Genomic DNA, 14979 nt, shown 5'->3' with positions numbered 1-14979 from the left:
ATTTATGATAATCCTAACGCTTAATTAAACAATTATTTGATGCCTTTTGTTAAATTTTCGCCAGTTATTGGCTGGCAAGCAATTACCTGAATATTTAAAGGGTAAGGACATTACTTCTGAGGAAGTTCAAGCTGAGATAAAAAAGGCTGCAGCTGATAAAAAAAAAGAAGAATAAACAAGTTCTGATTTGACTAAAAAACCGAAGTGAAAACTTCGGTTTTCTTTTTTAGAATTTCCTATTTTTGACCTATGAGCGAGATAAGACACGATTGGACGAAAGAACAGATTCTTGGCATTTATAATAAACCGTTAATGGAGTTGCTTTATGAAGCCGCTACTGTTCATAGAAAAAGTCATGATCCAAATACAGTTCAGGTTTCAACCTTACTTTCTATTAAAACTGGCGGCTGCCCTGAAGACTGTGGGTACTGTCCACAAGCGGCACGTTATCATACCGACATTGAAGGTAATGACTTGATGACTGTTCCTCATGTGAAAGCACAAGCATTAAGAGCAAAGGCTTCGGGTAGCTCTAGAGTTTGTATGGGTGCCGCTTGGCGTAACGTTAAAGACGGACCCGAATTTGACCAAGTTCTTGAGATGGTGCGAACTATCAATAAATTAGATATGGAGGTTTGTTGCACCCTAGGAATGATTACGGAGAATCAAGCCAAACGATTAGCGGAAGCAGGCTTATATGCATACAACCATAATCTAGACACTTCAGAGGATTATTATAAAGATGTAATTTCTACTCGTACGTTTGAAGACCGTTTAGATACTATTGAAAATGTTCGAAAAACAAATGTTACTGTTTGCAGTGGAGGTATTATTGGTATGGGTGAAAAATTGGAAGATAGAGCTGGTATGTTGGTTGCTTTAGCTTCTTTGAGTCCGCAACCTGAATCGGTGCCAATTAATGCTTTAGTACCTGTTGAGGGTACACCAATGGAGGATATTGAGCCTGTCGCTATTTGGGATATGATTAGAATGGTAGCAACGACCAGGATTGTAATGCCTGAAACACAAGTTAGGCTTTCAGCGGGGAGAACTGAAATGACGCGAGAGGGGCAAGCTATGTGTTTCTTTGCAGGTGCTAATTCTATTTTTGCGGGGGATAAATTACTAACAACTCCAAATCCTGATGTCAATGAAGATATGGAGATGTTTAAATTATTAGGTTTAAACACACAAAAGCCTTTCACAAAGGTATCCCAACCAGAAACTATAGAGGCTAAAGATTCTCAATATCAGCCTTTAGGTGAAAAGCCAAAATGGTCTCGTCCAGGTCATAAAATTGAACGTAACGAATTAGCCAAGCAAAACGCTAAATAAGTAGAAGAATTTGTGATTATTCCCCAATTATAATTCGTTTACTACCTTAGTTTTTCTAAATTTTTAAAATTTGGGACTTAACCTAGAACAAATACCACGCGTTAAAACGCTTACTAAAGAAGCGTTTTTAAAAGATTATTTTAAGCCACAGAGACCTGTGGTTATAGAACAATTTATAAAAGACTGGCCTGCATATTCTAAATGGAGTTTAGATTATATGAAAAAGATTGCTGGTGATAAGCAAGTTCCTCTTTATGATGATCGCCCAGTTGCACATGATGAAGGCTTTAATGAGCCTCATGCTACCATGAAAATGGCTGATTATGTTGATCTTTTAAAAAGTAAACCCACTAAGTTTCGAATTTTTTTATGGAATGCTTTAAAAGAGTTGCCTCAACTTCAAAAAGATTATAATTATCCTGATTTTGGACTAAGTTTAATGAAGGGCTTACCTATGCTCTTTTTTGGTGGTAAGGGGTCTCATACTTTTATGCATTACGACATTGATTTGGCGAATATTTTTCACTTCCATTTTGAAGGTGAAAAAGAGTGCATTCTTTACTCCCAGTCTGAAACTAAATTTCTATATAAGGTGCCACATTCTTTAATTGTAAGAGAGGATATTGATTTTTCAAAACCTGATTTTAATAAATGGCCAGCTTTAAAACATGCTAAGGGTTTTACTACTCAATTAAAACACGGTAACGTTCTTTACATACCTGAAGGGTATTGGCATTATATGAAATATATTACTCCAGGTTTTTCAATGAGTTTAAGGGCTATTGCACGAAAGCCAAGAAATTTCATAAAGGCAGTTTATAATCTTTTGGTGATGCGTTATTTTGACAATATTATGAGAAGGGTTAAGGGTCAAAAATGGATTGATTGGAAGAATGAGAGGGCCATAAAAAATACTGATGCTATTGTAAAAGCGTAAGGTATTGCACTTCTATTTGATAAAAAGGGTATAGAACACAGAAGATTACTTAATTAATTCTCTTAGTTTTTCATATACCAAGTGACTTTCCCAGCCTCGATATAAAAGATAATCAGCTAGTTTTTTACGTTTTTTTTGAAGATTCGTTTCAGTAATTTGTTCTAATCTTTTTTTAGCAAGGGTATCAAGGGTTTCAATATAAGTTTCTTCGTCAATCTCTTTTAAGGCGGCGGTAATATTATATCTAGAGATTTGACGTTGTTTTAATTCATTTACAATTCGGTTTTTACCCCACTTTTTAATATTAAATTTTCCTCTGGCAAAACTTTTAGCGAAGCGTTCTTCATTTAAAAAGTTATCTTCAATAAGTTGAGTTACAATTTGATCTATAGCCTCAGGAATCATACGCATTCCTTTTAACTTCTCAATTACCTCTTTATGACAACGTTCTTGATAGGCACAATAGTTTTCTAACTTTCTTTTGGCTTCTCTTAATGTCATTTATTACATTTTAATCAAATTCTCAAAATCAAGAAGACCAAATCTTGCACCTATATAACCAATTACAAAGAATGCTATACCCAAAACAATTGAAAGACCAATAAGAATCCCAATAAAAAGAAGAATTTTTAAGATCAATTCTGACCAACTTAGCTTATAAAGTTGTTTGTAGGCATGACAATAAAGTGAAAAAGTACCGAGTAAACTTAAAAAAAACAAAGAAGGATGAACTATAATCGCCACAAAGAAGAAAAGTATAGAAAAAAGAAAACCTACGCCTTGTAGATAAGAATTAACGACTAAATGTTCACCAAAGTTATAGCGTTTTCTAAATACTGACCACGATAATAAGGCATAAAGGGGTAAATTAATTAAAGTAATAATATTTAAATACCGAAGGAGAAATTCTTGCATTTTGTTTGAATCTGCCCTTGATTTTTCTTGAAATTCATCACTTTCATAAATACCACCAAGATTTTGAGCCATCCACTCAAGCTGAGATTCATTGGCTTTTTCCGTTATGGACAAGTACTGTTCACTAAAAATATTAAAGAAGAATATGCCCAAGGTTAGTCCTATCAACAAAAAGCTAATAGGGTTCATATAACGTTTTCTGGTACCGTCAATATATTGTTGTAGTAGTTTTCCAGGGTAAACAAATAAACCTCTAACAGTTAGAAAATATTTGTTGTCCCAACCGAAAATATTAGCTGCTGCCTCAGAAAGCAATAATTTTAACGAAATACGATTTCTTATAATTTTACCTCCGCAATGCTGACAATAAAATTCATTTTCGTCAATTTCATATGCACAGTTTTTACATTCCATAGACTATTTTACATCTCGTTCAAAATATAAATACATGTATACTGCCGCGCCAAAATTTGTGGCGTCAGTCGAGGATAATTTCCATCCTTCTTTAGCCATTTCGTCTAGTTTTACCTGTATATCTTTTGTAGAATCTTTTAAGATATGTTTTGTGTCAAGTTTAAGTTTAGAGTAGTAAATAAATGATTCAACTTTATATTCCTTCATTTTGTATTACGTTTGTTAAAAACAAGATACAAAAAAAGCGACTCCATTACTGAAGTCGCTTTTTGTTATCTAACTACTTTGCCCTGTTTATCTTTAAATCTATATTCAAGATAAGTATAGGCATCTCTAGGTTGAATTTTAACCCATTTTTTATACTCTAAAAACCATTTTTGACGAATGGAAGGCACTCCTTTAGTCAAATAAGCTGCTATAAAAGGATGTATATTGAGTACGATACTTTTATTCTTATTCGGGCCTTTTAAAATACGTTCTAACTCAAAATTGATTTTATCAAGTAAAACAATAGGCGCTTCTACCTCTTTGCCAGAACCGTTAGGGTTCTCTTCGCTGGTTTTAATATTCATCTCAGGTCTTACCCGTTGCCTTGTGATTTGTACTAAACCAAATTTACTTGGAGGTAAAATCTTATGCTTAGCGCGGTCATCTTTCATTTCATCTCTAAGAAAATCAAAGAGTTTTCTACGATGATCACCCCTTGTCATATCAATAAAATCAACAACAATTATACCACCCATATCTCGCAAACGAAGTTGCCTTGCAATTTCTGCGGCTGCCAACATATTTACTTCCAATGCGGTATCTTCTTGATTTTTTGCTTTATTTGAACGGTTACCGCTATTTACATCAATTACGTGTAAAGCTTCAGTATGTTCAATAACAAGGTAAGCTCCTTTACTCATTGTGGCAGTTTTGCCAAAAGAGGTTTTAATTTGTCGTTCAATCCCAAATTTTTCAAATATGGGGGCTGAACCACTATATAATTTTACAATGGACTCCTTCTGCGGAGCTATTTCGTGCACATAGTCTTTAATATTGTCATGAAGCGTTTCATCATCTACGTGAATTCCTGTAAAAGAATCATTAAAAATGTCTCTTAGAATTGAAGAAGCTCTGTTGAGTTCAACTAATACTTTCGACGGATGTTCGGCTTTATACAACGTTTTGCACATTGCAGTCCATTTTGTCTGCAAGTTTTGGAGATCTTTGTCGAGTTCTGCGACTTTTTTGCCTTCTGCCACGGTACGAATTATTACTCCAAACCCTTTTGGCTTAATACTTTTTACAAGTCTTTTAAGCCTACTTTTTTCTTCATTACTTTCAATTTTTTGAGAAACTGAAACGCGGTCGGAAAAAGGAACCATGACCAAATAGCGCCCGGCTATTGAAAGCTCAGAACTAATTCTTGGTCCTTTGGTTGAAATGGGTTCTTTTACAATTTGTACTAATAACGATTGATTGGCTTTGATAACTTCGTTTATCGAGCCATTCTTATCAATATCTTTTTCAAATGGAAAATCTTTTAAGGAAAAATCTTTGAGTTTTCCCGTTCTTGCTTGCTTAATGAACTTTAGCATAGAAGCTAGCTGTGGGCCAAGGTCATGATAATGCAGAAAGGCATCTTTTTCATAACCAACATTTACGAAGGCTGCATTTAGGCCCGTAACGGGTTTTCTGATTTTGGCGAGGAAAATATCCCCAACCGAAAAGCTATTGTTGTCTTCTTCTTTGTGAAGTTCAATAAGTTTTCCATCTTTTAATAAGGCAAAATCGACAGCATCAGAACTAGATCTTACGATTAATTCTCTATTCACCTGTTTCGATTTATATCCGTCTCTAATTTTGAGACGAATGGATTTAACATATATATTGTTTGATCTATAAAGACCAATCAAGTACTAAAAATTTTTTAACCATGATGTCAATGAACGTATTAAAGCGAAAAAGTAGTCAGCTGACTACTTTTTCTTGTGTCGGTTAGCTCTCCGGCGTTTCTTACGCTTGTGTGTAGCTACCTTATGTCTTTTTCTCTTTTTTCCACTCGGCATATTCGCGTTGCTTTTTCGTTAGTAAATTATTTTACCTGTACATTACTTTTTACTCCTTCTACAAAAACCTTAGCAGGTTTAAAAGCAGGAATATTGTGTGCAGGAATTTTGATGGTTGTATTCTTTGAAATATTTCTTCCTGTTTTCTCAGCTCTAGTTTTGATAATAAAGCTACCAAAACCTCTTAGATAAACATTATCTCCACTCTCTAGTGAGGTTTTAACCTCTTCCATAAAAGATTCTACAGTCGCTTGTACGTCTCCTTTTTCAATACCCAGTTTTTCTGAGATTTTAGATACAATATCCGCTTTCGTCATTTCGTATTTATATTTTCGTTTTTTTTAGGCTTGCAAATATATAAATGTTTTACATAAAGCCCTAAAATTTAAGTATATAAACTGTTACTTTAATCTTATAGTATTTTCATACATGAATTTTTCCTATGAAATTTTGAATTGGTACGCTGAGAATAAACGTGTACTTCCATGGCGTTCAACTCGTAACCCATATAATATTTGGTTATCCGAAGTAATGCTCCAACAAACTAGAGTTGCTCAAGGCTTACCTTATTATGAAAAATTCATAAAGGAGTTTCCTACTGTTAAAGATATGGCTTCGGCAAGCGAGGAAAGAGTACTTAAACTTTGGCAAGGTTTAGGGTATTATTCCCGAGCTAGAAATATGCATGCTACTGCTAAAATGGTGGTTAATGAGTTTAATGGTTCTTTTCCGAATACTTATGAAGGTCTAATTAAATTGAAGGGAGTTGGTGATTATACTGCAAGTGCCATTGCTTCTATTTGTTTTGACCAAGCCGAGCCCGTGGTTGATGGCAATGTTTATCGAGTATTGGCACGTTATTATGGTATAGAACTCCCTATTAATTCAACAGCAGGAATAAAGCATTTTAAAAAACTTGCTGGAGAAGTTATGAATACTAAAGAAATTCGTGATTATAATCAGGGTATTATGGAGTTTGGAGCAATTCAATGCGCTCCTAAAAAACCTTATTGTCTTCATTGTCCTTTAAGTGAAAATTGTGTTGCTTTAGCACAAAATCGAGTTCATGAATTACCAATTAAGCTCAAAAAATTAAAGGTTAAGAAGAAGAATTTTAATTATCTAATTTTTTTGGACTCTAAAAAACACACCATATTGGAGCAGCGCACAGGCAAAGGAATATGGCAAAATCTTTATCAATTTCCCTTGTTTGAATCAGAGTCCGAGGCCAATATTAATCAAGTTTCAAAGAGGGTTTCAGAAAACTATTCCAACATAAAAAAGTATGAAATTTCTCTTTTTAATGAAAAGCCAATAATTCATAAACTATCTCATCAACATCTTCACACAAAGTTTTGGATTATTGAGGTTGAAGGGAATTTGCCAAAAGCTGTATCATGGAAAAGTTTGGAGGAGTATCCGGTTCCAGTTTTAATAGCAGATTTTATCCGAAGCTTTTAAAATTTAGTACTTTTGATTCACTATGAGCGGAACAGTAAATAAAGTAATGCTAATTGGGCACTTAGGTGATGAAGTTAAAATGCACTATTTTGAAGGTGGTGGGTGTATTGGTAGATTTCCTATTGCTACTAATGAAACCTATACCAACAAACAAACTGGAGAAAAAGTAACAAATACTGACTGGCATAATGTTGTGGTTCGAAACAAGGCTGCTGAGATTTGTGAAAAATATTTAAGCAAAGGCGATAAAGTCTATGTTGAAGGCAGATTAAAAAATAGACAGTGGCAAGGTGAAGATGGCAATACAAGATACACTACAGAAGTTCATGTTCAAGATTTTACCTTTCTAACTAATAAGAATGAAGCTGGTGCCAATATGCAGAGTGGTCAAACTAATCAACAAGCTGCGCCAACCCAACCACCAACGACTCAAGCTTCAGTTACACCGGTTTCAAACTCCGAACCGGACGACGATTTACCTTTTTAATAAGTAAAATTAAATTACTCGGCATTGGACCCTGACCCTTACAGTTTATCCTTAATAGCAATTGTCTTTAATGGAGTTTTTATTGTAAAAGTTTTGGTGTTATTAATTCTTTTGCTTTTTTCAGCCTTAATCTCTGGTGCAGAAGTTGCTCTTTTTGGCCTATCTCAAACCAATTTGAATGAAATTGAAGAAGAAGATACTAGCAGAGGTAAGCTGATTCTTAAGCTTTTATTGAAGCCAAAAAAGCTATTAGCTACAATATTGATTGCTAATAATGCCTTAAACATTGGTATTGTGCTTCTTTTTAGTTCAATAGGAGATATCTTGTTTTCAACGATTAATCAAACTATTTTTGGTGTAATTTCTGTTCGTTTTGTTCTTGAAGTTCTAGTTGCGACCTTCTTAATATTAATGTTTGGTGAAATTCTTCCTAAAATATATGCCAATAGAAATCGAGTTCAATTCTCACATTTTATGGCCTCGCCACTTAGAGTGTTGGATACTATTTTTACACCAATCAGCATGCCTATGCGTTCGGCTACTTTGTTCCTTCAAGATAAATTAGGTAAAAAAAAATCAAATTTTGGTGTTGATCATTTATCACAAGCTTTAGAATTAACCTCAGAAGGTGATACTACCAAAGAGGAGCAAAAAATCTTAGAAGGTATTGTGTCTTTCGGTAATACAGATACGAAACAGGTGATGCGACCTCGTATTGATATTTTTGCTTTGAATGAAGAGATGAAATTTCCTGAAGTAATTCAAGAAATTAAAAAAAATGGATATTCTAGAATACCTGTTTTTTCAGAGAACATGGATAATGTTTTAGGGGTGTTGTACGTTAAAGATTTGCTGTCTTATATTGACAGAAAATCGTTTAATTGGATATCTCTAATTCGAGAACCTTACTTTGTGCCGGAGAATAAAAAACTTGATGATTTACTGCTAGAGTTTCAAGAGCAAAAAAAGCACTTGGCAATTGTAGTTGATGAATATGGCGGCACCTCAGGTATTGTAACTTTAGAAGATATTATTGAAGAAATAGTAGGCGATATTAGTGATGAATTTGATGATGAAGATTTGATTTATTCAAAGCTGGATGATCAAACATATGTTTTTGAAGGAAAAACAACGTTGAAAGATTTTTACAGAGTTGTTAAACTAGATGATGATGAACTCTTTGAAGACAATAAGGGTGAGTCTGAAACCATTGCCGGTTTCGTGTTAGAAATTTCCGGAAGTTTTCCGAAGCGAGGGGAGAAGGTTATTTTTAATGAATTTGTATTTACTGTAGAAAGTTTAGACAAAAAACGCTTAAAACAAATCAAGGTAAAACTACCTCATGAAGTATAGCATATTAATTTTATTGGCTTGTGTGTTTTTCAATTTGGCATGTAATGATGAGGTTTTGCCTAAGCCAAAAGCAATGATGCGACTTGATTATCCCACAGCATCTTACATTAAATCAGAAACTCCAAATTTTGTTTTTGAACAGAATAATATTGCAATCGTAAAACAACAAAACATTAACGGTCTTACACTAGATTACCCGACTATAAAAGGCTCAATATATTTAACATACAAACCAGTAAATGACGATTTAAAAACATTATTAAATGACGCTCAAAAATTATCATATGAACATGTTGTGAAAGCTGATAATATTGTTGAGCAACCCTTTATTAATGATGATAAAAGGGTATTTGGGATGTTTTATGAAATAACGGGAAATGCTGCATCTCAATCACAATTTTACGCAACTGATAGTACTAAGAACTTCGTAACGGGCTCGCTTTATTTTTACGCTAAGCCCAATTATGATTCCATTTTCCCAGCTGCAATTTATTTGCAAAATGATATTCGAAAGATTATGGAAAGCTTAGAATGGAAAGATTAAATTATTTTTCTAATAGTAATTGAGCTTTCTCTATACTCATATTTATTTGTTCTTTTAAAGCGTTAACCTTCTCCTCCTCTTCGTTTAACCATTCTTTTTTTTCAGAAGTAAGTTCTTTTCCATTCAATATTTCATCAGAATCAAAACGATTTCCAAACCCCATCATCCAATCCATCATCGATTTATTGGCTTTTTGAAGATCTCTCATAGCCGCTTGATATTCCATACCAGTTTCGGTTGAATCAACTTTAGATTTTAATTGCGCCACAAGTTTTGAAACCGTTCCCATTTTAGGCATTACTTCATCATGAACGATCATTACTTGTTCCATTTGAGTTGGCTTTTCTTCTTCAGTTTTTTTTTCTTGTTTACAAGAAAATGAAAAAACTAGAATAAAAAGTAAGGCAATTTTATTAAGATGATTAAACATGTTTTTATTGTTTAGTCTGAATTGCTTCAATAACATAGTTGTAATTTTTAACTTTTGTTGCTATAATTTTTTGCTTTATACTGTCAATTGGAATAATCAATGAATCATAAGAGACAATAGCTTTTCCGATTTCAAAACTTACTTCTGAATTTTGAACTCCTGTCAAGTTTTTGATGTTTTCATTGATAACATCTGCGCAACCTTCTTGGCAGGCCATTCCGGATATTGTGATTTCAATGGTTGTTAAATTTGTCTGTTGCTTTTGACCAAAAGATGATATTGTTGCTAATAGGGCTATAAAAGGCAGAATATTTTTTTTAAATCGCATGAAAAAAACTTTATAAAGTGAAAGTAATAAGAACTTTAATTAGAACCTAAATCTTATCTTAATTCTGGTCATTTAGCTCTTAATAAGAATACCTTTGTTCAGAGATTAGTATACCAAACTATAATCCAAGATTATAATGACCGAACAAAATAGAAAATGGATTTATCTTTTTGTATTATCCATCATTTGGGGTACTTCTTATATTTTAATTAAAAAAGGTTTAGAAGGTTTTACCCCTATTCAATTAGGTTCTGCAAGAATTGTTATTGCTGGTTTTTTTCTATTTTTAATAGGATATAAATCTTTAAAAAAAATTTCAAAAGAAGAATGGAAATGGATTGCTTTATCAGGTTTTATTGGTAGTTTTTTTCCAATGTTTTTATTTGCCTACGCAGAGACTGAAATAGATAGTAGCATTGCTGCAATCTTGAATTCTTTAGTGCCCTTATTTACCTTATTTGTGGGGCTTTTTGCTTTCGGAATTTCATTCTCAAAGAACCAATTAATAGGAGTTTTAGTTGGTTTAATCGGAGCAGCGTTTTTGATTTTTTTTGGTAAAGGAGTGAACCCAAATCAAAACTATTGGTATGCTGGTTTTGTGATTATTGCCACAATCTGTTATGCGTGTAATGCGAATATTATTAAAAGCAAACTACAAAATGTTACTCCAATGGGTATTGCCGTTGGCAATTTTGCTGCTATTATTATACCTGCCATAATCGTCCTGCCATTTTCAGGCTTTTTTAGCATCCAGGTTACTTCGGGCGAACATTTTTGGAGCTCGCTAGGTTATATTATCATTTTATGCGTTATAGGCACTTGCATTGCTAAAATAATGTTTAATAAATTAGTTCAAATTTCTTCGGCAGTATTCTCAGTTTCTGTAACTTATTTAATACCTATAGTAGGTATTTTTTGGGGAATTTTAGATGGAGAAAAATTTACCTTAAGTCAGTTTTTGGCTGCTTTATTAATATTGGTCGGAGTTTATTTAGTAAACAAAAAAAAGACGCCTCGAAAGACGTCTTGATTTTTAATTAGAAAAAGCTATTAGATTATTCAAAATCTGCTGCGGATACTCCTTCATTAACTTTTATCTCTTTAACGATAAAATCAAATTTTTGAGGCCCCATAGTTTGAGATAACTTAAATGGGAAAAGTATTCCAGATACTACCTTATAATCACTCAACATCATATTCTGTTGAACAGTTTGACCTTGCATTTCTTGCACAGTTACTTCTTGAAGTTTTAGGCCAGATTCAACATCATAAAAAACAGTTTTCTCGTCGGTGATTTTAAGCTTATACGCTTTTTTATCACCAACAGCTTCAATGCCTTCTAAAGTAATATCACCAGCGATAAGATAATTTAATTCTGGAAAAGCTGCTGACTCTTCTTTTAATGCTGTTATTTCTTCTTCAGTTAAATCCTTGCGTTGACCTTGAGCCATCATATAGCCTCTATCACCATCAATGACCTGTTTTTGCATAGAGTTCCCCATCATTCTAACATCTTGCATAAATTGCTCTTTTGAGGTTTTCTTCATTTCTAACTCCAGTTTCATCCCTTGCATTTCTGCCTCGGCCAACATGGCATATGATTCAACAGCTTCTAATTTTGATTTTCCACCAATTGCTTCTAAGTATTTTTCAATAACTGTAGTTGCTGTGATTCCTTCAGGGATAGCGCTGTTATAATCTGGTTTCCCAGTTTTTGAAGCAACCTTGTCATAGTATAAAACAGGAACGGTCTTTTCATTAAAAGAAACTTTTTCAAGATTCTCAAGGACTTCACTTCCTTTTCCAGCGACTACGATACGCGCATTATTGGTGGTAAAGTATTTTTTGGCCGCTTTCTGAACATCTTCCGTTGTAATCGCGTTTATACGTTCTAAATATGTCTTATAAAAGTCTTTTGATAGTCCTTCTTTTTGAATATTTAGTGCATAATTAGCAATGGTTTGCGGTCGCTCTAAAGCCATTACAAAACGCCCAACATATTTGGCTTTTGTATTTTTTAATTCCTCAGCAGTAACCGGTTCATTAACTATACGGTCAATTTCACTCAAAATTTCTACAACAGAACTGTCTGTAACTTGATTACGTACTTGGGCTTCTGCTGTAAATCGAACAGGTTGATATTTATCATTTCCGATTGAAGAGTATGAACCATAGGTATATCCTTTGTCTTCTCTAAGATTTAAGAATAGCCTTCCTTCACCGCCTCCACCTAAAATTTGGTTCGCTACTAAAGCAGGTAAGTAATCATCATCTTTCATTTGCAATTCAACTAAACTTTGAACAGCCACTTCTGATTGCACGGCATTGGGCATATCAACAAAATTTATTTGAGTGTATTGCGCATCTGTTGGTTTAGTATAGCTCAATGAAGGAGGTGTTGCCTTTGTCCAAGGCGTGAATGCTTTTGTTACTAATTCTTTAACCTCCTCAAAATTAATATCACCAATGACAACTAAATAGGCATTAGCTGGTACAAAATAGTCTCTATAAAATTCCTCAACATCCAACAAAGTGACATTGTTCACAGTCGCTTCAGAGGTAATTTCTCCGTATGGATGTTTAGTTCCGTAGGCCAATGCTCTCTGAACTCTATTCGCTATGGCAGAAACATCATTTTCTTCTGCTTTTAGCCCTGTAAGTAATTTTGCTTTTTCTTTTTCGAATTCTTCAGCAGTGAAATTAGGGTTAATGGCCGCATCTGCCATAAGTTCTAAAATTCTGGGAAAATATTTAGAAAGACTACTTGCAAACGCGCTTTGAGAACCAAAATTAATTCTTGCTCCTAAAAAATCTACCTCTTCATTAAAATCATCTTTTGGAATAGTAGTTGAACCATTGCCAAGCATACTAGACATAAGACCAGAGACTCCAGCTTTTTCTCCTTCAAGAATTGGTGGGTTATCAATATCCAACTGTATTGATACTCTCGGCAATTTTCTATTTTCAACAACCATTACTTTTAAACCATTTTTCAACTCAAAAGTGTTAGGTTCTTCCAAGTTAATCTGCGGAGCAGGTCCTGGTTTTGGCTGTTGTGTGCGGTCTATTTGTGCATATGAAATTGTAAAAAACAATGTCAGTATTGCGAATAATATATTCTTTTTCATCTTAGTTAGCATTTTTTTGTTCAGGTAGATATTCCAGTTCTACACGCTCATTTACTTTAAGATATTTAGCGGCAACATCTCTAATCTCTTCTCTGGTGATGCTGCGGTAGATATCTATTTGAGTATTAATTAAGCTAGTATCATCATAAAGTAAATGGTAATTTGCTAATGAACCAGCGATTCCCGCGATACTGCTATTTGAATTCACAAAATTATTCTCTGCTTTATTTTGAAGTTTTTGGTAATCTTTTTCTGAAATTAGTTCCGTTTGAACCTTCACTATTTCTTCATCAACCTCTTTCATAATATCCTCTAAAGATGTTTCCCCAACAGGTAAGCCCCCTACGATATAGGCACCGTAGTCTTCTTGAGAACCATTGAAAGCAAATACTTGTAAAGCCATTTTTTTATCGTCTACTAGCTTTTTATAAAGCTTGGAACTTTTACCATCACTCAAATATGTAGAAATCATATCAAGCACATAAGCATCACGTTCGGTCTGACCAGGTGTGCGATACCCCATCATTATTAGAGGAATTTGAATATTTGGATCTTCAAATTTAACTTTTACAGGCCCTTGTATAGGGTCTTCAATAAAAGTGTTCTGAACAACATCAGCACCTCGAGGAATAGGACCAAAATAATCTTGAATCATTTTTTTTGTTTTCTCTATTTCCAAGTCTCCTGCCACTACTAATACGGCATTGTTTGGTACGTAAAACTTTTTATTGAAATTTTGAAAGTCTTCTAACGAAGCACTAGCCAAATGCTCTAGTGAACCAATAACAGTCCAATTATATGGGTGTTTGGTGAATAGGTTTTTGAACATTTGTTCTTGCCATCTACCATAGGGAGCATTATCTACTCGTAGTCGTCTTTCTTCTTGTACAACTTCTTTTTGAGTGTCTACTCCAATTTGATTGATAACAGGATGAAGTAATCTCTCCGATTCCATCCAAAGTCCTAATTCTAGATTATTTGATGGAAAATTCTCATAATAGTAGGTACGATCATAGTTTGTGGTTGCATTATTACTGCCACCATTGGAAGACACAAGTTTAAACCATTCACCACGTTCAATATTTTTAGTTCCTTCAAATAAAAGATGCTCAAAGAAATGAGCAAACCCTGTTTTATTCGGATTTTCATTTTTTGACCCAACATGGTACGAGACGGCAACAGTTACTACTGGTACGTTATTATCTTGGTGCAGAATTACATGCATACCGTTATCTAAATCGTATTCTTCAAAGGCTACTTCTTGCGAAAAAACTAAGCTCATTGAAAAAAGAACGCCAAAGAAACTCAAGCAATTTTTTTTCATTTTTTAGTGTTTAGAATTAAAGATTTTAAATGTTTGTATTACAATTCTTAATAATGTTACACGAATATAATTTTTTTGTAGTGTCGGAATGAAAACTACTATTTCTTTAACAAGAAATTATAGAAGAATTAGTCAGATAATTAAATTGTTCTCAATGGGAAGAAATAATTTACTTAAATGGCTAAAAATTCTTGTAGATTAAGGATTTAGCAGTATATTTGCACCCGCTATTTGAGAAAATAGCTCAGTGAATAATTTAATATAATCAG

Annotated in this window: 16 protein-coding genes; 7 read left to right on the top strand and 9 right to left on the bottom strand. The window is 33.7% G+C overall.

Features of this window, described 5'->3' with window-relative positions; genetic code table 11:
- The first annotated feature begins 249 nt into the window (after positions 1-249).
- Both bioB and RM542_RS01135 read left to right on the top strand, forming a co-directional pair.
- A complete protein-coding gene (gene bioB / locus RM542_RS01140) occupies positions 250-1335 on the top strand; it encodes a biotin synthase BioB (RefSeq protein ID WP_311383867.1) in 1086 nt (361 codons plus the stop codon).
- 70 nt (positions 1336-1405) lie between these two features.
- Complete coding sequence (locus RM542_RS01135) at positions 1406-2272, top strand: cupin-like domain-containing protein (protein ID WP_311383866.1); 867 nt, start codon at positions 1406-1408, stop codon at positions 2270-2272.
- Between the two features lie 45 nt (positions 2273-2317).
- Here the strand turns inward: RM542_RS01135 and RM542_RS01130 are convergent, their stop codons facing one another.
- From RM542_RS01130 to RM542_RS01110, 5 genes are all read right to left on the bottom strand, one after another.
- Positions 2318-2773 carry a regulatory protein RecX gene (locus RM542_RS01130; RefSeq protein WP_311383865.1) on the bottom strand — a complete coding sequence of 152 codons (456 nt, stop codon included), beginning with the start codon at positions 2771-2773 and terminating at the stop codon, positions 2318-2320.
- A 3-nt stretch (positions 2774-2776) separates the two neighbouring features.
- Positions 2777-3601, bottom strand: coding sequence for a DUF3667 domain-containing protein (locus RM542_RS01125; RefSeq protein WP_311383864.1), 825 nt, complete (start codon positions 3599-3601; stop codon positions 2777-2779).
- Between the two features lie 3 nt (positions 3602-3604).
- Entirely contained in the window at positions 3605-3808 is a 204-nt protein-coding gene (locus RM542_RS01120) for a DUF4177 domain-containing protein (RefSeq protein ID WP_311383863.1), read from the bottom strand.
- A gap of 65 nt (positions 3809-3873) precedes the next feature.
- Complete coding sequence (locus RM542_RS01115) at positions 3874-5421, bottom strand: ribonuclease E/G (RefSeq protein ID WP_311383862.1); 1548 nt, start codon at positions 5419-5421, stop codon at positions 3874-3876.
- Between the two features lie 260 nt (positions 5422-5681).
- Complete coding sequence (locus RM542_RS01110; protein WP_311383861.1) at positions 5682-5972, bottom strand: HU family DNA-binding protein; 291 nt, start codon at positions 5970-5972, stop codon at positions 5682-5684.
- Positions 5973-6084: 112 nt separating this feature from the next.
- Here RM542_RS01110 and mutY point away from each other — a divergent pair, with 112 nt between their 5' ends.
- The 4 genes from mutY to gldD are packed head-to-tail and all read left to right on the top strand — an operon-like array spanning position 6085 to position 9500.
- Positions 6085-7116, top strand: coding sequence for an A/G-specific adenine glycosylase (gene mutY / locus RM542_RS01105; protein ID WP_311383860.1), 1032 nt, complete (start codon positions 6085-6087; stop codon positions 7114-7116).
- A gap of 22 nt (positions 7117-7138) precedes the next feature.
- Complete coding sequence (locus RM542_RS01100; RefSeq protein ID WP_311383859.1) at positions 7139-7603, top strand: single-stranded DNA-binding protein; 465 nt, start codon at positions 7139-7141, stop codon at positions 7601-7603.
- A 24-nt stretch (positions 7604-7627) separates the two neighbouring features.
- A complete protein-coding gene (locus tag RM542_RS01095) occupies positions 7628-8956 on the top strand; it encodes a gliding motility-associated protein GldE (RefSeq protein ID WP_311383858.1) in 1329 nt (442 codons plus the stop codon).
- On the top strand, positions 8946-9500 hold the full coding sequence (gene gldD / locus RM542_RS01090; RefSeq protein ID WP_311383857.1) for a gliding motility lipoprotein GldD: 555 nt from the start codon (positions 8946-8948) through the stop codon (positions 9498-9500). The genes RM542_RS01095 and gldD overlap by 11 nt, the downstream gene beginning before the upstream one ends.
- Before the next feature lies 1 nt (position 9501).
- Here gldD and RM542_RS01085 read toward each other — a convergent pair whose 3' ends face one another.
- Positions 9502-9930 (bottom strand): hypothetical protein, encoded by a 429-nt coding sequence (locus RM542_RS01085; RefSeq protein WP_311383856.1) that lies wholly within the window; start codon positions 9928-9930, stop codon positions 9502-9504.
- Between the two features lie 4 nt (positions 9931-9934).
- Entirely contained in the window at positions 9935-10258 is a 324-nt protein-coding gene (locus RM542_RS01080; RefSeq protein ID WP_311383855.1) for a heavy-metal-associated domain-containing protein, read from the bottom strand.
- 136 nt (positions 10259-10394) lie between these two features.
- Here RM542_RS01080 and RM542_RS01075 point away from each other — a divergent pair, with 136 nt between their 5' ends.
- Positions 10395-11288, top strand: a complete 894-nt coding sequence (locus RM542_RS01075; protein ID WP_311383854.1) for an EamA family transporter — start codon at positions 10395-10397, stop codon at positions 11286-11288.
- A 25-nt stretch (positions 11289-11313) separates the two neighbouring features.
- On the opposite strand, the gene RM542_RS01070 is transcribed toward RM542_RS01075, so the two are convergent.
- Both RM542_RS01070 and RM542_RS01065 read right to left on the bottom strand, forming a co-directional pair.
- Positions 11314-13386, bottom strand: a complete 2073-nt coding sequence (locus tag RM542_RS01070) for a pitrilysin family protein (protein ID WP_311383853.1) — start codon at positions 13384-13386, stop codon at positions 11314-11316.
- Between the two features lies 1 nt (position 13387).
- Positions 13388-14710, bottom strand: coding sequence for a pitrilysin family protein (locus RM542_RS01065; protein ID WP_311383852.1), 1323 nt, complete (start codon positions 14708-14710; stop codon positions 13388-13390).
- Positions 14711-14979 lie beyond the last annotated feature (269 nt).

This window comes from Croceitalea sp. P059, assembly GCF_031846365.1.
In the GTDB taxonomy this organism is placed as follows: Bacteria; Bacteroidota; Bacteroidia; order Flavobacteriales; family Flavobacteriaceae; genus Croceitalea; species Croceitalea vernalis.
This window is presented reverse-complemented; position numbering and strand designations above follow the sequence as displayed.